General features: G+C 34.8%; 17 protein-coding genes. 2 read left to right on the top strand and 15 right to left on the bottom strand.

Going from position 1 to position 20,340, the window contains the following annotated elements; all coding sequences use genetic code 11:
* Positions 1 to 57: 57 nt before the first annotated feature.
* A complete protein-coding gene (gene purH / locus HH_RS02420; protein ID WP_011115325.1) occupies positions 58 to 1,593 on the top strand; it encodes a bifunctional phosphoribosylaminoimidazolecarboxamide formyltransferase/IMP cyclohydrolase in 1,536 nt (511 codons plus the stop codon).
* A gap of 10 nt (positions 1,594 to 1,603) precedes the next feature.
* Here the strand turns inward: purH and HH_RS02415 are convergent, their stop codons facing one another.
* A complete protein-coding gene (locus tag HH_RS02415; protein WP_011115324.1) occupies positions 1,604 to 2,668 on the bottom strand; it encodes an ATP-binding protein in 1,065 nt (354 codons plus the stop codon).
* 170 nt (positions 2,669 to 2,838) lie between these two features.
* Between HH_RS02415 and HH_RS09835 the strand changes: the two genes are divergently transcribed.
* Positions 2,839 to 4,926 (top strand): methyl-accepting chemotaxis protein, encoded by a 2,088-nt coding sequence (locus tag HH_RS09835; RefSeq protein WP_011115323.1) that lies wholly within the window; start codon positions 2,839 to 2,841, stop codon positions 4,924 to 4,926.
* 92 nt (positions 4,927 to 5,018) lie between these two features.
* Here HH_RS09835 and HH_RS09875 read toward each other — a convergent pair whose 3' ends face one another.
* The 14 genes from HH_RS09875 to alr form a co-directional block, all read right to left on the bottom strand.
* Entirely contained in the window at positions 5,019 to 5,522 is a 504-nt protein-coding gene (locus tag HH_RS09875) for a DUF3226 domain-containing protein (RefSeq protein ID WP_432805826.1), read from the bottom strand.
* Positions 5,523 to 5,576: 54 nt separating this feature from the next.
* Entirely contained in the window at positions 5,577 to 6,626 is a 1,050-nt protein-coding gene (locus HH_RS02405; RefSeq protein WP_011115320.1) for an AAA family ATPase, read from the bottom strand.
* Between the two features lie 72 nt (positions 6,627 to 6,698).
* Positions 6,699 to 7,025: a hypothetical protein gene (locus HH_RS02400; protein ID WP_011115319.1), complete on the bottom strand. Its 327-nt coding sequence runs from the start codon at positions 7,023 to 7,025 to the stop codon at positions 6,699 to 6,701.
* Between the two features lie 278 nt (positions 7,026 to 7,303).
* Entirely contained in the window at positions 7,304 to 7,732 is a 429-nt protein-coding gene (locus HH_RS02395; protein WP_011115318.1) for a hypothetical protein, read from the bottom strand.
* Positions 7,729 to 8,040, bottom strand: coding sequence for a hypothetical protein (locus HH_RS02390; protein ID WP_011115317.1), 312 nt, complete (start codon positions 8,038 to 8,040; stop codon positions 7,729 to 7,731). Before HH_RS02390 ends, HH_RS02395 begins: the two co-directional genes overlap by 4 nt.
* A 300-nt stretch (positions 8,041 to 8,340) precedes the next feature.
* The gene (locus HH_RS02385) at positions 8,341 to 10,098 is read right to left on the bottom strand and encodes an ATP-binding protein (protein WP_011115316.1); all 1,758 of its coding nucleotides are present in this window, start codon (positions 10,096 to 10,098) and stop codon (positions 8,341 to 8,343) included.
* 128 nt (positions 10,099 to 10,226) lie between these two features.
* Entirely contained in the window at positions 10,227 to 12,017 is a 1,791-nt protein-coding gene (locus HH_RS02380) for an extracellular solute-binding protein (RefSeq protein ID WP_050720596.1), read from the bottom strand.
* Between the two features lie 51 nt (positions 12,018 to 12,068).
* On the bottom strand, positions 12,069 to 13,466 hold the full coding sequence (locus HH_RS02375) for a sodium-dependent transporter (protein ID WP_011115314.1): 1,398 nt from the start codon (positions 13,464 to 13,466) through the stop codon (positions 12,069 to 12,071).
* Entirely contained in the window at positions 13,466 to 14,650 is a 1,185-nt protein-coding gene (locus HH_RS02370; RefSeq protein WP_011115313.1) for a cation:proton antiporter, read from the bottom strand. Before HH_RS02370 ends, HH_RS02375 begins: the two co-directional genes overlap by 1 nt.
* A complete protein-coding gene (purN, locus tag HH_RS02365) occupies positions 14,647 to 15,270 on the bottom strand; it encodes a phosphoribosylglycinamide formyltransferase (RefSeq protein ID WP_041309267.1) in 624 nt (207 codons plus the stop codon). Before purN ends, HH_RS02370 begins: the two co-directional genes overlap by 4 nt.
* A gap of 12 nt (positions 15,271 to 15,282) precedes the next feature.
* Entirely contained in the window at positions 15,283 to 15,552 is a 270-nt protein-coding gene (locus HH_RS02360) for a hypothetical protein (RefSeq protein WP_011115311.1), read from the bottom strand.
* Complete coding sequence (locus tag HH_RS02355) at positions 15,549 to 16,676, bottom strand: DHH family phosphoesterase (RefSeq protein ID WP_011115310.1); 1,128 nt, start codon at positions 16,674 to 16,676, stop codon at positions 15,549 to 15,551. Before HH_RS02355 ends, HH_RS02360 begins: the two co-directional genes overlap by 4 nt.
* An 8-nt stretch (positions 16,677 to 16,684) precedes the next feature.
* On the bottom strand, positions 16,685 to 18,892 hold the full coding sequence (gene flhA / locus HH_RS02350; protein ID WP_011115309.1) for a flagellar biosynthesis protein FlhA: 2,208 nt from the start codon (positions 18,890 to 18,892) through the stop codon (positions 16,685 to 16,687).
* A 109-nt stretch (positions 18,893 to 19,001) separates the two neighbouring features.
* Positions 19,002 to 20,243 carry an alanine racemase gene (alr, locus tag HH_RS02345; protein WP_011115308.1) on the bottom strand — a complete coding sequence of 414 codons (1,242 nt, stop codon included), beginning with the start codon at positions 20,241 to 20,243 and terminating at the stop codon, positions 19,002 to 19,004.
* Between the last annotated feature and the right edge of the window lie 97 nt (positions 20,244 to 20,340).

Here is a 20,340-nt window from a genome sequence, read left to right as displayed (position 1 = left end):
TTGCCTTCTTAAAAAATATGGCTACAATATTACCAAAATTTACTAACAAGGACAGATATGTATGCACTATTAAGTGTAAGCGATAAAGAAGGTATTGTAGAATTTGCGCAGGATTTAACACGATTAGGATATAAGATTCTAAGCACAGGTGGCACACTTAAGCTTTTGAAGCAATCTCACATTGCAGCTATTGACGTAGGAGAATATACACAAAGTGAGGAAATGTTTGATGGACGCGTGAAGACTTTGCACCCTAAGATTCACGGCGGGATACTTTATCGGCGCGATAATCAAAGCGATGTGGGCATAGCACAACAAAAAGGTATTAGTGCGATTGATATTGTATGTGTGAATCTTTATCCTTTTAAGCAAACCATAGAGCACACAGATGACTTTGAGGAGATTATTGAAAATATTGATATTGGTGGTCCCGCAATGGTGCGCTCTGCAGCGAAAAACTTTGCGAGTGTGCTTATTATTACTGATAAAAATGATTATAAAAGCGTGATAGAATCTTTACGCGCAGGCAATAATACGCTTGAATTGCGTCAAAAAATGATGATAAAAGCTTTTTCACACACAGCAAGTTATGATGCAATGATAGCTCAATATATGAATAAATGCTTTAATAATGGTTTTGGGGAAAAGGTGTTTATTGTAGGCGAAAGAGTGCTACAAACACGATATGGTGAGAATCCACATCAAAAAGGTGCACTTTATGAGTTTGGGAGTTTTTGGAAAGAACATTTTGAGATAAAAAAAGGTGAGCCAAGCTTTAATAACCTTGCAGATATAAACGCTGCAATGAAACTCTCTATAAGTTTTGGTAAAGATGCGAAGGCAGTGAGTATCATCAAGCACGGCAATCCTTGTGGTTTTGCACTTAAAGATTCGCTTTTAGATTCTTATATTCACGCACTTGCGTGTGATAGCGTGAGTGCATATGGTGGTGTGGTAGCGGTAAATGGCATTGTGGATTTGCCTTTAGCCCAAGAGATGAATAAAATTTTTGTTGAGGTGCTTGTGGCTGGAGATATTACAGATGAGGCACTTGCGCTTTTTGAAGGGAAAAAGCGTATGAAAATCTTTACGCAAAAGACTTCTTATTTATCGCTCCCAAATGATAACTATGACTTTAAGCATATACAAGGAGGAGTGCTTTTCCAAGAGAGCGACAATGTCTTAAGTGAGGAAATAGATAATGCCACGCTTGTAAGCGAAGTTGCTGCAAGTAAAAGTCAAAAGCAAGATTTAAAAATCGCCTATATTATTGCTGCACTTACAAAATCAAATTGTGTAGCCTATGTCAAAGATGGCTCACTTGTAGGCATTGGTATGGGTATGACAAGTCGCGTTGATGCTTCAAGGGCAGCTCTTGCAAAAGCAAAAGATATGAATCTTGATTTAAATGGCTGTGTATGCGCTTCAGAGGCATTTTTTCCATTCCGTGATAGTGTAGATATGCTTCATCAAGCCGGTGTAAGCGCTATTATTCAGCCCGGTGGGAGTATTCGTGATGATGAAGTGATACAAGCGTGTAATGAATACAACATAGCGATGTATTTCACACATACAAGGCATTTTCTACACTAGATTTGCAAATTTATATTTCCCACTCAAGGGCGAAGTTAATAAAACTTATCGCCTCCCATTCTAGCGTATTCTTATTAAAGCTACATTTTCCTTTGCCCTCAAAGTTTAGGGTGATAATATAGATATGATTGTAAATGAAAGTGAGTTTTGAGAGTTTAGATTCTATATTTTCTAAGTTGCTAAAGGGCAAAAACAAAAACACACCGATTTCGCATACAAATTCCCCTAAATCGCCATAATATATTTGTTCGCTTTTTTCATATTGCTCACATAGTTTAAGAATCTCTAAAAGCAGCATATTTTCTAAAATCGCAATGAGATTTTTTGGGCTTTGCACGCAAAGTGGCAAAGTGAAATCATAAAAATATAATTTTTTATTTGCATTTTTAATATGTGGGATAAGATAGATAATACCGCACGCTTCAAGGTGTGTAAGCCACGGATAGATTTTATCTTTGGAGATTTTATGAGATTTTTTTAAAAGTGTGTAGATGTGGTTTATAGTGAGTTTTTGTCCTTGCATAGATAGGAGGGAGCAAAATAGAGCAAAATCATTAGCAAGTGCAAGTTTTAGAATCTCTTGTTTGCGAGTGATTTTGTAACTTGGTTGAAGTCGTTGGATTTCAGGGAGATTACCTTCTTTGAGGAAAAGATTAAAGAGATTTGTAATAGAAATATTTTTATTATCAAAGCTCACATATTCTTCAAAACTCAAAGCTCGGATATGCTTGTGTTTGAAATCTTTTGGGCAATGTGTCATTGAGGGGGCAATAAGGATAATATGATTAAGATTAGGTAGAGAGAGCGCAGGCGTAAAATTATCTATGATGAGAAGCTCAAGATTACGCTCAAGGTAGGATTTGAGAATAAGCGCATTAGCAGATTCTATATTTGTGCGGCAATCAGCGCAGTTTATATAAAGTGTCTTTTTGTAATACATACTATGAAAAAATGCTAATGAACTTTTACCCACGCCGGGTGCGCCATATAAAAAGATTCTCTGTTTATTGAGCCCATATCGGCGAGGTAATATGCCCACTACGCGTTCAAGGTAAGATTTGGATAAATCTTGCATACTTTGCCTTTGTAAAAGATTATATCATTATAGCTAGGCTTAATGCAAAACACAAAATGAATAAATTGAGTTATCTTTAAGTGTCGTTTTTTTTTTTTTTTTGATATATTTTCATTCAGATTTTTTTAATATTTACTTTATCTTTATTAGGTTTGGTTAAAGGGGGCAAAATGAATTTTTTTCGTTCATTAAGTATTGGCGCAAAAATTATGCTAGGTTTTTCAAGCATATTGGTTATTTGTATGTTGGCTGTTACGATAATCATCGTAAAAATTTCGCAAGATATTCAAATGAATGAAGCAAATAAAATGCTTGTCAATGCAGCTAAACGCGAAGCAAATTGGGTAGGAGGGATTTTTAATGAAATCTATGTTGCCGTGAGTGCTTCTAAGCATTTTGTAATGCGCGATGTGCAAGCAGGTGCACAGGCTATTTTGCAAAATGATGTTATGGATATGTTTAATAGCAATGAATGGGGCAATTTTGGCTATGTGTATCTTAGAGATGAAAGATATAAAGGTGGAAATATCCTTGATTCTACACATAAGTTACCTAATGGTGATTTTATGGTTTTGGCTATTAATGAGGGCAAAAATCAAAGTCGCATTGTGCCAGCAAGTGAAGTAATTGCAAATTTTCCAAGTGTGCAAGAAGCTCTAAGCACAGGAAAACCTAGTGTGGGTAGACCTTTGTGGGTAACAATTAATGGTAAAGAATACTTTGGTATGGGTATAAATCAACCTCTTATAGATAAAAAAGGTATAGTGCAAGGTGTTTTAGGTGTGTTTATTGATTTATCAACTATTACAACAATACTTCAAGATCCAAAAAATTCTATTTACAAAGGTGATTTTAAAGGCGTGTATGCGACTGATTCTACCATTGCAGCACACGGGAGAAAAGAATTTTTGGGTAAATATTTGCGAGAAGTGAATCAAAGCCCTACAATGAATGAGCTTAAACACGCGATTGAGAATCAAATTGAGGGGATATTTAGTTATATTAATTCACTAGGTGAGATGAGTTACACAGCTGTGGCAAATATCCATATCGGTGATAGTGTGGATACATCAATATGGACACTTATTGTTTCAGCCCCAGAAAGCTCTATTTACGAATCTGTCTCAAAGCTTAGAATAACAATGATAGCTGCTAATATTGCGAGTATTGTCATAGTGATGTTTGTAATGTTTATTTTTATCCGCACACAAATTGTCGCGCGATTAAAAAATATTTCTGCCTTGCTCTTTGGTTTTTTCAAATATATTCGTCACGAAGTGGATATTCCTCCAGCGTTTTTAACTCCAAAAGCAAATGATGAATTTGGCATTATGGCAAAAGAAATCAACCAAAATATACAAAATGTGCAAGAAGGTTTAGAGCAAGATAAAAAGGCGGTAGAACAATCTATACAAACGGCTAAGGCAATAGAAGAGGGAGATTTAACAGCAAGAATTATAGAAAATCCTTATAATCCTCAATTAATAGAACTTAAAAATGTCCTTAATACTATGCTTGATGTGTTGCAACATAGGGTAGGGAGCAATATGAATGAGATTCATCGTGTGTTTGAATCTTATAAAACCCTTGATTTTACGACAGAAGTGCCCAATGCACAAGGTAGTGTAGAGACGACCACGAATATTTTAGGAGAAGAGATTAAGAAAATGCTTCGTTCCTCAAGCGGCTATGCTAAAGAGCTTGTTACACAAACACATCAGTTACAAGAATCTATGAATAAGCTCTTAGCTGGTAATTCTTCCCAAGCAAGTTCTTTGCAGCAATCTGCCTCCTCTATTGAGGAAATCTCTAGCTCTATGCAAAATGTTAATGATAAAACAAGTGAAGTTACGCATCAAGCAGAGGATATTAAAAACATCGTGGGTATCATTAGAGATATAGCAGATCAAACAAACTTACTTGCTCTTAATGCAGCAATAGAAGCTGCACGTGCAGGAGAACACGGAAGAGGATTTGCTGTTGTTGCAGATGAGGTGCGAAAACTCGCAGAGAGAACAAGTAAATCGCTCAATGAAATAGAGGCGAATGTCAATGTTTTGGTGCAGGGTATTAACGAAATGAGCGAATCCATCAAAGAGCAGACTTTAGGAATTGAGCAGATTAATGAGGCTATTGCCCAGCTAGAAACTCTTACTGATAATAATGTGGGTGTAGCGAATACTACAAATGAGATTGCTCAAAATGTCAATCAAATCGCTGATGATATTTTAAGTGATGTAAATAAGAAGAAGTTTTAGGCATTTTGCTTTAAGAGTTTGCGCATTAGTTTGTAAATCCTTTACGCTAGAGAATCTAATGCGGCACAATGGAGTTTGGAATTTTAAAGAATTTATAGGTTAAATATAAAACTATAAAGAGGTTGTAGATAAGGTGAATCAAATTTAAAATATTGACTAAATATATTCTCATTCATTGTATTTTTGTTTGATTTTATAATTTTTTCTAAACCGCTTGCCTCACGATAAGCATACATTTTTGATTTTTTGTAAATATTATCTGCAAAATCTTTAGAGTGAGAGTTTATACATTCAACATATTTTTCAAAACATTCTATTATTTCTTTATGTTTGGCAATATGAGAGAGTAAAGTTTCAAGGTTGCCTTTGTTTTTATTGTCTGGGAATAAAAATATTTCTACTTTATTTTTATATTCTATGATTTTATTTTTAATATGCTGTTGTGTTTGGTTATAATCTAAATCGGCATCAAAAATAATACAAACTCTATGACTATCATCTAATTCTTTTTGAATTGTTTTTAATGTCGATTTTTGAAGCTCATTGCCATTATTTTCAATGATTTTATACTCAAATGTAGGGTTTTTATAGTGTATATATTGCGCTAAAATACTTTATCGCTTTTGCCTTCTACAACAAATAAAGTCATTTTAGTCTCTAAATTCTGTTTTGGTTTTGAGTAAATTCTCTAAATCTTTCATATCATATTTATAAGTTTGCAAACCTTTAAGTTTAGTTCTCGCAATGTTAAAAATAGCAATTTGTTCGTATTGATTCTCACTAGAGATTGTATTAAGAATTTCTAAAAATTCATAGCTATGGGTGGAGACAAAGAGTTGTATATCGGTTTTTTGAGCTAGTTTAATGACAGATTCAAGCAATTTGTGCATTGATTCAAAATGAAGTCCATTTTCAATTTCATCAATGCAGATGTATTTATATTCTCCCACAATGACACTTGCCAAAATGGCTAGATATTTTTTTAAGCCTTCCCCCATAGTATTAAGACTAATTTTTTTAGGCATATCTGCTAAATCTACCATTATTTCACCATTGATTACTTCTATCCCTTGAATCTTCTCATCAAAGATTTGGAGATGGGCTAATAATTCTTGCTCTTTTTTAAGTATTCGTAATCGTCCTAAAATGCCTAACGCATTAAACATTAAATTGCTTGGAAAAATCATACCTGAAAATGAGGGATAATCTACTTGGATAACATTATTAATATTGTTTCCGCGAATATCAAAGCTACTTCTTACCGCAGGATTTCCATTAAATTGTATATCAAAGTTTAAACCTGTGATGTAAGCACCTGTTTTTTTATCTAAGATTTTATCCATATTCATATTTATATCATTTGGCAGTATTTGAGCAAAATCATTTGTTGTTTTTGGTGTGATTTGCAAGTGCATTTTTTGCTGATTATAAGATGATGTGATTTTAATAGGTTTAGTCATATCAAGCTGATTGAAAAAATAATCCAAATTATCGTGGCTTATTTGCATTTGTCTTATAAAATTAGACACAACCGATACGATATTCATAGGATTGTTTGGCTGAAAATTAAGAAATATAGTCTCAAGCAAAGAGGTTTTACCGCAATTATTTTTACCTACAAAAATATTTATTTGTGCTAGGTTTTCAACCTCTATTGAATCTAATACTTTATAATTTTTTACTTCTATACTCTCTATCACATTAGACTCCTAAACTTTGATTTAGAAGAATAGCAAAAATAATTCCTTATATTTGAAATATATAAAAATTTCTTAATATAAGATTTTAGTCACTTTTATTTCTTCCCACAATGCTTTTCCTTTTTTATTATCATTAGATTCTATAATGTCTTGCATATGTTCTTTTATCGTTCTGTCTTTTTTATCAAAAAGGATGCTTTTATCCAAAAAGTTACAATTAACTTCTTTATGAATTGTTGTATCTATGATTTTATCTGCTGTTATATCTTGCACCTCAAGTTCTGCTTGTTTAATAATTGGTAGTTCCTCAAGTTTTGCAAAGTGTTCTAGACTCATATAACAATCTGTTTCTATAAATTCTTTATAAAATGCAACATAATTAAATTCTAAACTATTCATTTGACTCCTTTGTTTATATATTAAGAGCAAAGATCTAACGCGTCATTTAAACAAATATATAAACTTAAACATTACATCTCACGATTTTATCTACCCATTGCTTAGTTCAAAAGGATTACACACTAAATCATTAATCTTAAATTCTCAATGAGAATCTGTGGTTTTGAGAACTAAAATCTTATCAACCTTTAAGATGTTTTATTTTGCAATCATTCTTCTCTCCTTATATTTATATCCATATAGAGACATCCACTTAATATTTTCAAGATCACTCATTATTAAAAACCTCTTCTATCTTTAATTTTCTCAATGTCATTTTCGTCATCCTCCTCACTATGCTCGTCATTATTAAATTTAAATACTCTACATTCGCCACTATCTATAAACTCTTTTTTTCTTTGCTCAAGAAACTCATAAAATTTATTTTCTATAGCCACACTTAAAAAAGGTAAATTTTGTTCGCAACTACCATTACGACTATTTTTACCACAATTAATACTATGTTCATTAAGGCAATCCCAACTATTGCAATAAACTTTACCATCTTTGTCAAGTTCTATAAAGCTAAAACCATAAAATTCCATTTCCCAAAAAACTTCATTATCTTTATTTTGACACGCAACTCTTGCATCTGCTTTGCTCACACTAAAAAATAATGCAAGTAAACTAACTCCCAACGCCAATTTGAGTTTTATTCTGTTTTTCATTCTGCACTCTTCTTATTAAAATCTACCTTAACACATTCTCCACTTAATAATAATTCCTCTCTATGTTTATATAAAGCTTCTTTGAAAATTTTTCTCATTTCCTTGCAAATTTCTGCATTATTGCCAACCTTACAATTATAGCCTATTTCATCTCCTTTTATATAACCAAAACTACCAAATACTATATTCCTCCACCATTCCTCATCTTGTGCATTTTTACATATAACCCTGTCATTTGCTCCCCTTGCTTCACTCATATTAAAGAATAATGTGATAAATATAATCCCTATTGCAAATGCCTTTCTCATTTTATCCTCCTTAAGGTCAATATGCCATTTAAGCCAACAAAGTTCTGCAAGCAACAAAGCTTCGTTAGCTTAAATATAATTTTAAGTATGAATGTGTTGAGATGTATAAAGAATAGAGGTTCAATGGAGATTATATAATATTTGATATTATAAGCAAGTATTGGCAGAGATTTAAAAAGTATTATTGGAATAAGTGTAGCAATGTCTAGCTTATGCCCCCCCCCCCGTTAAAAAGCAATCCATATCGTATCCTTGTAAGTGAAGTTAAGGTATTATAGAAAATAAAGTCTAAAAAACAAATTAACTTCTAAAGCCCATACTCTTAGCATTATCAAAATTTCCGCTAAGCTCAGCCTTGATATGTGTGATAAAATCTTGTTGTGTGAAAATAGGCTCTTTTTTTGTGGCGACTTTATAAGCGGTATTTTTAACAATAAGGTGAATCTGTCCTCCACTTAAGTTATATTCTGCAAGTGCATTGGCAAGATTTTCTTTGCAATCTTCTCCAAAATCTGCATTTTTTGGCAGATATTTAAGCCATAGAGCGATTCTTTGCTCTTTATTTGGTCGTTTAAATTCAATTTTATAATTAAATCGCCGCGAGAATGCGCTATCAAAGTTTTCTAAAAGATTGGTTGTTGCAATCAAAATGCCCTCAAATCGCTCAATTTGCTCTAAAAAAATATTTTGCATTTGGTTGTGCATTTTATCTGCACTATTGCCACTAGTTGCGCGCGTGCTAAGGAATTGGTCAGCTTCATCAAGGAGCAAAATAGGCTCATTTTTAATTTTTTTGCAAATTTCTTGGTAGCTATCAAAAATTTTGCGCACATTTTTTTCGGATTCTCCCACATACATAGAGAGAATCTTTGAACAATCAAAGCTTAACACTTGCTTTTTAAGGCTTTTAGCCAAAGCTAGAGCAGTAATGGTTTTACCTGTGCCAGCTGCACCATAAAGAAGAATTTTTGCATCAATGCCCTTTTTCTTATCTTTTATCCCCCAAAGTCTAAGCAGAGAAATTACATTGCTATTGACTTGAGCTAAGAGATTGTCCAAAATCTCACGCGTGTGAGAGTGCAAAATCACATCATTAATGCTTTGTTTTGGCTCCACAAGCTCAAAAATCTCTTGCTCTTTGATAATAGAATCAAGACTGATTTTAGCGCGTTTCTTTTTTTTGTTAGGGTGAATGATATCTTGAAGTATTTCTTCTGGGATAAAAAATGTGCGTGATATGCCCCCAAAAGGATTAAGCAATTCATCATAATCCACTAAGCCCTTTTGCACAAGATTAGAATTTTCATCAAGTAAAGAGCGATGTTTGATTTTGTCATACTCATCAAGGCTAATGAGCTCAAGTAAAGCATTTATATCGCGTAAATTCTCATCACTACTTGAATATTCTTCTTTGAGCAGGGCAAAAAAGATAATCTGTTCTTTTTGTTCTAAGTGATGTTCTTTGATAAGCTTGATAATACTAATATCTTTAGTTGTAAGCTTTAAGCGTGAGTTGATAGTATCTTCAAGGAGCTTAAGGCGATAATTTGCACGTAAAAGAGAGGGAGAATCTATTTTTTGCGAAAATTTAAGCCCACTCATTTTATGAAGTAAATCAATATGCGCAAAGCGGTCTTTGAGATATTCAAGGTGGTCTTCATAGGGAGTGATTTCGGGCAAATCAACATTAAGCGTGCCATCTTCAAGGAGTTTCAAAAAGGTGTGTGAGAGACAAATATTATCATTATAGAGCTCAAGTAATGCAATATCGGTAAGTTTGGGCTGTAAGAATGAGCTTTGAGTAATCCAACCTAACTCAATAAGATTACGAATATGATGCAAAAATGCAAGGCTATGCTCACCTTGTGTGCTTGAGGTGTCTTTGTGTGGGAAGACTTTAGCAAGTAATATATGCACGACAAAATCCATTTCACCCTCAAGCAAGGCTTTTGCCATAAATTGCAAAATTTTTCCTTCATTTTCATTACACTTAAGGAATCCAAAAAGGCTATTATTTGTTAAATCTTTACACGAAATAAAATCAAGATAATGCTTCATTTATTACTACCCCTCCCCTGTATTTCCTTTGATGAGTATTTATTAATTAAATGCTTTTTAGGAGTGTGTTTTGACACAATTTTCCTTTAATATATTTAAAAGTTTTAAGGGGAACATTATAGCAGTCCCTAGCTTTTTGGCTTCTTAGTAGGATTCATTTTTGTATCTCTCGCCCACCATAAATATGGGTCAATGCCATAAGGTGGGGTAATGGTTGGCATTTCAATTTTGCGCCAATATGCCACACGAAAAGCAGGGAGGTTAAAATGTGGGATAGCATAGAATCCCCAAAGCAAGATTCTATCCATTGCTCTGCCAATGGCTATACGCTCTTTTTCATTCGTAGCATTTAATAATCTTTGAATTAAATCATCTACCACAGCATCTTTTACGCCTGCAAAATTTTTACTCCCACTTGTATCTGCCACTGCAGAGCTCCAATAGTAATTTTGCTCATTGCCCGGAAAAAGGCTTTGCCCTAAAAGCTCAATGACCATATCATATTTGAAATGCCGCACACGATTAATATATTGTGAATCATCTACTTTTTTAATCGTAGCAGTAATGCCAAGCTTTTGGAGATTTTTTACAAAAGGCAAGCAAATACGCTCAAAAGCTTCATACGATATAAGAATTTCAAAAGTAAAAGGTTTGCCTTGCGGCGTATAAAGTGTGCCATTTTTAATATAAAATCCCGCACTTTTAAGTAAATCTCTTGCGTATTTGAGATTCTCTCTTAAATTTTCCCCACGCACTTTTGCTCCATCTGTGCGGGGGATAATATAGCTTTGGGTAAAGATTCTAGGATTAAGCTTAAATTTATATTCTTCCAAAATCTCTTTTTCCCTGCCTGTGGGAATGCCAGAGGAAGCAAAAGGGGAGTTATTAAAAATATGTTTCGTGCGTTCATATTGATTAAAAAATAAATTTTTATTACTCCATTCAAAATCAAACGCATAAAGTAGGGCTTCCCGCACTCTTATATCGGCAAAAAGAGGATTTCTCGTATTGAAAAAAAAGCCTTGAAATGTGCTTGGAAGCTGATGTTTAAAGCTCTGTAAAATGATTTTTCCCTCTTTTTTTGCCTTGCCCTCATAGTCGTTTGCCCACACTTTTGCTGAAGATTCTATGCGATAGTCGTATTCTCCAGCAAGGAAGGCATTTTGCGCCACAGAAGGGTCTTTATAATATTCTATAATGACTTCATCAAAGTTATATGCCCCCTTTTGTGTAGGGTGATTTTGCGCCCAATAGTGAGGGTTGCGTTCATAAATGATACTGCGCCCTATATCAAATTTTTTCACTCTATATGCGCCGCTTCCTATGGGGATTTGAAGTGGATTCTCACCAAAAGTATTTTTGCCCTCTTTAAGATAAATATGAGCAGGTAAAATAGGGAGTTGCCCTAAGATTAAAGGTAGCTCTTTGTTAGAATCATTTTTAAAATAAAATGCCACTTCGCTCTCACTTAGCACTTTGACGCTTTTGACATCAGCATAGTAGCGTTTAAACTCTATCTTGCCCTTTTGCATTAGCGTCTCAAAGCTAAATGCGACATCTTTTGCGCTCACCTTTACACCATCACTAAATTTTGCCTTTGGGTTGATATGAAAGATAATGTAATCTCTCCCCCTTGTCATAGAATCTGCAATTAGCCCATATTCGCTAAAAGGCTCATCTAGGCTTTGAATGGTAAGTGTGTTATACACAAGTGTGCTAAGCTCCGCAGCCGCATTGCCCTTTTGCACAAAGGGATTGAGGCTATCAAAAGTGCCAAGAGCAAAGCCTTTGAGTGCGCCACCTTTTGGAGCATTAGGATTAGCATAGTCAAAATGTGTGAAGTTTTGAGGATATTTGAGTGTGCCATAAATGCTAAGAGCGTGCGTTTTTCTTTGTGCGTGCAAAGTATCCGCGTTCATTCCTATGCATAAAGCAAGCAGAAGTATAAAATAGACTTTCATTATCAAAGATTAATAGAATCTATTAAGCGCGTAAGGAAATACACCAGCGATAAAAATCAGCACAATCACGAAGGGCAAGATATATTTAACATACGCATACCATATATTTACAAGGTGCGGATTAAGTGTGCCATTGTTGCTTAACTCTTTTTTTGCTTCATCTTTTAAAATCCAACCCACAAAAAGTAATGTGCCAAGAGAGGTGAGCACAAAGAGAATATTGCCGCTGATAAAATCAAAGCTATCAAAGATATTTTTGCCATTCCAAGTGATATGCTCCCAAGCTCCATAAGAGAGGATACAAGGGAGATTCCCACATATGAAAATAAAGCTAAGCGTGATATTAATTGCATTGGTGCGTGAGATATTACACTTTTCATATAAAGCGGTAATAATCACTTCATAAATGGGCAAAGAAGTAGTAAGTGCTGCAGTAATTAAAAGCAGGAAAAAGATAAGGGCTAGGACATTACCAAAATAAATATGTGAAAACACAATAGGGAGGGTTTGAAATACAAGGCTTGGTCCTTGATTTGGTTCTAATCCAAAACTAAAGAGTGAGGGAAAAATCATAAATCCAGCTAAGAGTGCGATAAGTGTATTAAGCACACCGGTGGCAACAGCGGTTTTAATCATATTTTCATTTTTTTGTAGATAGGAGCTAAGTGTAATCATCACGCCAAAACCTAAGGAAAGTGCAAAAAACACTTGCCCTAGCACATCAATGAAAAGCTTAGCTGTGATTTTGCTAAAATCGGGCAAAAGATAGAATCTCACGCCCTCCATTGCACCTGGAAGCGTAAGATTGCGGATAACGATAATAAATAAACAGATAAAAAGCAAGGGCATAAGATATTTCATACTGCGCTCAATGCCATCAATGATGCCTTTTTTGAGAATTACCCAATTTATAGCGACAAATACACTTGTCCAAATGCCAATCATTAGCGGATTATGCTCTATTTTGGCATTATAAAAGCTTTGGGCAAGTTCTTTATCAATGGGCGAGGAGAGATTAAGCTCACCACTTAGGATACTTGTGATATAAGTAATCACCCAGCCGCCTAGCACCATATAATATGCCATAATCCCAAATGCCCCTGCAATGCCACAATAGCCAATGATTTTATAGATATGCGGAATGCTTTTGCCTTCTATCTCTCCACCAAAGGCATCAATTGCGTTTTTATGTGCGCGTCTGCCAATGACATTTTCTACCCAAATCACGGGGATTCCTACTAAAATCATTGCAAGAATAAAAACAAGCACATACGCACCACCACCATTTTCTCCTACAAGATATGGGAATCTCCAAGTTGCTCCAAAGCCAATAGTCGCTCCTGCAACGGTTAAAACATAAGTGAGACTAGAGCTCCAAGTTTGGCGAGTAGGGGCAGGATTTTGCATTATTTCTCCTTTTGGGGTGTTTTCCAAAATACATATACAATTTTAATAAGCACACTAAAAATAATACCCTCTAAAATCGCACCAAGCACAAATGATGCATAAAGCGTATCATTGAGTTCCCCGATACTTTTACCTAAAGTAGCAGTGGCGATAAGAAAGGTAAGTGGCATAGAATCGCTTAGCGCAAAAAGGAGTGTAAATTTTGCACTTTTAAAATATTTACCAAAGACAATACTTGCACTAATGAGGCGCAATGTAAGCATACCGATGACAAGATATAAAGCGTGATAGAGAATCTGTGTATCCCTAAATACTGCATTGAGATTGAGTGTAGAGCCCACGTGCACAAAGAAAAAAGGCACAAAGAACCCAAATCCAAAATGATTGAGTTTTTCGGGTAATTCGGCTTTATGTTTAAAAAATGTAGCGAGAATCGTTCCGGCTAAAAATGCTCCAAGCACAGCTTTAATTTCTAAGAACATCATTAAAAGCACGAAGCCAAAAAGTAACATAAAGACAAATCGTAAGTCTTGAGAATTGCTATCATCGTTTGGCAAAAATAAGAATCTTACCTGAGGTATCCACCAAAAAATGACTTTTGCAATTTTAAAACCAAAGATGACAAAAAGCAAGAAAAGTCCAAGCATAAGGAGTTTTCTTCCCAGCTCACTTCCCACTCCGTGCCGCGATGCACCATCAATAATTACAAGTGCGGCAATACTTACTAATTCTCCCAAGATACCAATTTTGAGTGCCAAATCAAGCCAAGGTTGGTCTTTGCCATAATCCTTAATAAGCGCTACAATCATACCTAAGCTCATAACAGGAAATGCTGCAATATACACATAAGAAATTTTTGCGCTAAAAACAACGATGCAAGTAATGCCATAGAGTGTGCAAAAATATGCTAGAGTTTGAAGCAAAAAGGGTTTGCCAAGCTTTGCAAAAGATTTAATATCTACTTCCAAACCGCATAAAAACATTAAAAATAAAAATCCTATTTCTGCGACAATGTGTATTTCTTGAGAATCATTAAGGAAAGTAAAAAAATGTGCAGCAATAGCTCCTAAAATCATCTCTACTACTACAATAGGAATACGCGTAAGGCTACTAATAGGCGAAGCAAATAGAATAAGGAGAACAAAAATGCTAAAAGCACTGAGTGTTTCAATGGGATAACTCATTTTGATTCCTCTACACTTTTGTTTAAGTCTTTTAACCCAAGTGCGAGCAAAATAGCGCGTGGATAGAGAGAATATTCAAGGGCGTGGATTTTAGATTCAAATTCTTCAAGGTTTTCATTTGGAATCTTTTGCAATTTTTCTTGCAAAATAATTTCTCCACCATCAAGTTCTTCATTTACCCAATGGACACTTACTCCACCATAGGATTGAGCAGAGTTAAAACTCTCTCTAATGGCATAAGCTCCTTTGTGTTCAGGCAGAAAAGAGGGGTGGATATTGATTGTTTGAAAGGTTTGTGTAAAAGAAGATGTAAGAATGCGCATAAAACCTGCTAAGAGCACAATATCTATGGAATGCACTCGGAGTATTTCTATCATAGCATTATCAAAATCAATACGCGAGGAGAAATCTTTGTGATTAATAATTGTGCAAGGGATAGCAAGAGCAGCAGAGCGTGTAATACCTTGTGCTTTGGGATTATTACAAAGAGTAAGAGTGATTTCAAGATGCACAGGATTGTTATTATTATCATAAAATATTTTATTATGCAAAGATTCTATAAGGTTTTGCATATTGCTTCCGTTTCCGCTAAATAAAATGGCACATTTGATGTTTCTCATCACTCTGCAAACCTATGTTTTGATAAAAAATTGTGGGTAGTCTTTTTTAAGAGATTTGATAATACCAATCATCTCTTCTTGCCCATAATTTGCATCTTCAGGGAGTTTGGCATAAAATTTGTCCATTTGTTCCGAATAAAGCTCTATAAGTTCATCAATATGCTTTTTTTTCGCTCCAGCAAAATAAAGTGCAACGCCTAGCATATCAATGACTTCTAGTGCCATTTCTTCTAAACTCATTTCAAGCGTAAGTTCTTCACTGATGTTTTCATCAATACTCATAAATCCTCCTTGTGCTTATTTAAAATATATTCAATTTGTGTTTTAATATCTGCATAAGCAAAACTTTCTTTAAAACCTTCAATTTTTCCTCCAGCAGCATTTTTATGTCCCCCACCATTGAAAAGCTCTTTGCTCATTGTATTAACATCGCAGTTACCATTAGCGCGGAGACTTACATTACCACGCGAATTAACATCAATATAAAAATCATATTCAGGATTACGCCGCAAAAAGAGATTTGCCAAAACACTAATGCCTCCTAAAGAATAACTTAAGAATCCTTTTTTGTCATTATAGCTAATCGTGCAAAGATGTTTTTTTGCGCTTAAGAGTTCTACCTGTGCGTTTGAAGTGATAGTATCCATTGTTTGCGTTTTTGGGTCGCCTCCAAGTGCGCGTTTTTTAATTTCATACAAGGCATTATCAAAAGCTACCTCACCATTTGGGAGTTCTAAAAACTCTTGTGCAGATTCTATAAGAGCGAATTTATATGAGCGATGTTCCTCATCAAACATAAAACGATTAAGTTCATAACTTGAGCTAATCATATTCATAGCAACCTTGCCAAAATCAAATTTATAGCCATCTTCAAGCCAAATATCTACAGAATTAATCATTTCACTTAGATTGTGAATCCATTCTTTACGTGCAGAATTAAGTATATTGTGGTGCTGTGTAAGTGTTTGAAAAGTAATCTTACTTGCACTTCTTAAACTATCGAGATGATACCATTCATATTTATCTGCACATTCTTGCCCGCTAATATGGTGGTCTAAAAGCAGCAGTTCTATATCATATCCTGTAATTTTGAGCTCACTTACACGTTCATTAAGATAATTTGCCTCATTAAGTGTGAGATTTAAATCTGTGATAAGCAAAAGATATTTTTCATTTGTTGTCTGTTTTGTAGAGGAATTTTTAGGCGTTTTGCCAAATTTTAAAGCGAGGAGATTTTCAGTTGATTGCGTAGAGTGGATTATATAATCGAGTATAGAATTAAGGCGCACAAGCACTTCTTTGCCATAATTTGCATTATAAAATTTGATATGAGGGAAAAATTCTTTAGCTATAAATTGGCAACCATAGCCGTCTAAATCGGTATGTGAGAGATGAAAAACTTGCATATATGTCCTTAAAATTCAATATTAAGTGTGCCGACAACTTCAAAACTTGCGTGAGGGTCAATTTCTGCATTACCAAGTATGGTAATACTCATTCTAAAGGGTTCAAGGAGTTTAACAAGTGGCTTGCGGATTCTATAATCTACAAGCAGCACAGGCATAATATTTTTTTGTTTTAATTTCATATCTTCTTCTTGAATCGCATCTATGAGCTTTTGCACTTCATTAGAGTGTAATACGAAATTTTTGCCATTAGGTTGTTCTTTGATTCTATCAATGAGATATTGTTCGGTAGCAAGTGAGAGTGTGAAAAGTTTAAGATTCCCATCTTCGGCTTTGAAAATATCTGTAATAGTGCGTGCAAGGCGAGAGCGCACTTGCTCTACAATCGCATCAGTATCATCTTGCAAAATAGGATAAGTATCTGTGATACTCTCCAAGATTGTAGGCATATCTTTGATTGGAACTTTTTCGTGAAGAAGCTCGCGCAATACACGCAAAATGATACCCATAGGAATTTTTGAGGCTTCACCAACCACCACAGGATAATCTTTAGCGTGTCTGTCCATAAGAACTTTCACTTCATCTTTAGTGATGAATTCTTCCGCATAAGTTTTGATAAGCTCTGTCATATGTGTGGTAATAATCGTAGAGGGATCAATAATATGATACCCTTGAATAATCGCTTCTTCTTTATCTTTTGGGTCTATCCATAGTGCATCAAGCCCAAAAGCAGGTTCTTTTGTGGGGATACCCTCAATAACTTGTCCTACCATACCTGTATCCATTGCTAAAAATTTATCGGGCAAGACATCACCTTCACCAATTTTTACACCTTTGAGCAAAACCTCATAGTTGGTAGGCTGGAGATTAAGATTGTCTTTGATACGAATTTGTGGGATTAAAAACCCATAGTCAGTAGCAATTTTCTTACGCATAGCACGGATTCTTTCTAATAAATCACCATTTTGCTTTATATCAGCAAGGCGGATAAGTTGATAGCCCAAATAAATTTCTAAAGTCTCTACTTTGAGTGCTTCATTAATAATGGCTTCCTCTTCTTTTTTAATTTCTTCTTCGCTCTTTTGTGCTCTTTGCGCTTTATGTTGAGATATATCAATATCTTGTTCTCCGCTTTGTGTTGGAGTTTTATTCAGATGCGACGAATCCTCTTTGCGCAACCATTTTTCTACGAGAGAAAACATACTGCTTAAATCCTCTCGGCTTGTGAGCCACGCTACAACAAGGAAAAATCCTCCTACAAAACCAAGTGAAATTGGCAATCCGGGCACGAGCGCAAATAGGATAAGAATAAAACCTACAATGCTTAGAATCTTCGCACTGCTTGTAATTTGTGTGATAATATCTCCTGCAAAGTTGGCTTGTGAGTTTTTTGCTGCGCGAGTAGTAATAATACCTGTGGCAGTAGCTACAATGAGCGCTGGAATTTGTCCCACAAGTCCATCGCCTATAGTAAGGATTGTAAAAGTTTCTGCACTTTGCTTAACGCTCATTCCGTGCTCAAATACACCAATAAGGAATCCACCAATGATATTAACAATAGTGATGATGATAGAGGCTATTGCATCGCCTTTGACAAATTTGCTTGCTCCGTCCATTGTGCCGTAAAAATCTGCTTCTTGTGCAAGAGCATCACGGCGTTTTTGAGCTTCTTCTTGCCCAATAAGTCCTGCATTTAAATCTGCATCAATTGCCATTTGCTTACCCGGCATTGCATCAAGTGTGAATCTAGCGCGCACTTCTGTTACACGTGTAGAACCATTTGTAATGACTATAAGATTCACAATTACAAGAATAGTAAAAACAATAATCCCAATGACATAATTTCCGCCCACAACAAAGTGCCCAAATGCTGCAACAATGCTACTTACGGATTCTACACCATTATGTCCTTCGCTTAGAATCATACGTGTGGTAGCGACATTGAGGGCGAGACGATAAAGCGTAACAATAAGCAAAATCGTTGGAAAAGCTGAAAATTCTGTGGCTTTATCCACATAGAGTGTAATGAGAATAATTAAAATAGAAAGTGCAATAGAAATGCTGAGTAAAAAATCAAGCATTGCACTTGGTAAGGGCACCATTATAATGCCTACAATCAATACCATAAAGATGACAATAATCATCTCTTTGCTTTGAGAGAGGCTTTTAAAAGATGACATTACTTGGTCTAAAATATGTGTCGCGTTAAATGTCAATACTCTTCCTATACTCATCTGAATTATAAAAAATAAAGTGTGGCATTGTAGCAAGAATTTTTAAATTTAATGCTTTGCCACTTTTGAATATGTTTGCATTATTGTAAAGTTATTTGCATACTTCTTTCATTTTATAATTTTTAATAAAAATAGGATTTGCACTTCCCCAATATCCTAATGTTTCAGAGAGAATCGTGCCCGTTCCTTTTTCAAATTCGGCTTGAGTGATTTCATTGCCGCATTGTTTTCCAAAGAGCACGACTTCATCGCCTGCTTTAATATCTGGATAATCGGTTACATCTACCATAAAAGTATTTTTTGTAACTCTCCCAACGACTGGCACTTTATGCCCTCTAATAAGCACTTTTCCTTGATTGCTTAAAGATTTTGCATAGCCATCATAATAACCCACAGGAATATTGGCGAGTTTAGAATCTCTTGTAAGTGTGTGAGTGCCATCATAGCTTACTTTGCTCCCTTTTGGATATTCATTTATAACTGCTACTTGAGATTTTAAACTCATAATTTGTTGTATGGGTAGATTTTCATCTCCTCCACCATAGCCATAAATAAGCTTTCCGGGTCGTATCATATCTAACCTTGATTGAGGCACTTGCACTGCTGCATATGAGGCAGCAGCGTGCAGCACAAGTTTATTTCTATCAAGTTTTGCTTTACTTATTAGAAAATCCGTATCTTCTTCAAAATGTTTTAAATTTTCCTTTACTTTTGAGGTATCATCATAAGGAAAATGTGTCATTAGCCCTTTTATTTTAAGATGTGGCAAAGTAGCTAACTTAACTGCAGATTCTTTGCCTTTATCAGTGCTTAAATCAATACCATTTCTATCCATTCCACCTGAATTGAGTTTGATATGAATGGGAAGTTTTTTGCCTATCGTCTTTGCTAGAGAATCTACTTTTTTTGCTTGATCTAAATTTCCCAAAACTTCTGTGATGTTATATTTTAAACCATCTTTTATTTCTCCCATTGTGGCTGTTCGTATTCGTAGAATCTCGCCTGTATATTTCATTTTGCGGATAACTCTTGCTTCTTCATTGCTTGTAATAGCCACACAAGGGATTTTTTCTTCTATGATAGTGGGCAACACTTTGCTTATTCCAGCCCCATAAGCATTGGCTTTTAAAACTGCACAAACTTTAGCATTTCCTGCTATTTTTTTGGCAACTTTGATATTATTTTTAAAGGCTTTTATATCAACTTCCATAAAAGAGTTTGTATTGTTTTTGTTCACATTTGTGCTCTCAACAAGTATAGGCGAGGCAAAATTTGCACTAGCAAGTATTCCCATAAGTAATAGGGTAGTAAATCCAGTTTTAAATATATTCATCTTTTGCTCCTTAAAATATATATTTGTTTATAAAATATTTCTACACCAAGTAGGAGAAAAAACATTAAATTTTGTAACATTGAATGTTGAAACTTTA

The sequence above is a fragment of the Helicobacter hepaticus ATCC 51449 genome, from assembly GCF_000007905.1.
GTDB classification, from domain to species: domain Bacteria; phylum Campylobacterota; class Campylobacteria; order Campylobacterales; family Helicobacteraceae; genus Helicobacter_C; species Helicobacter_C hepaticus.
This window is presented reverse-complemented; position numbering and strand designations above follow the sequence as displayed.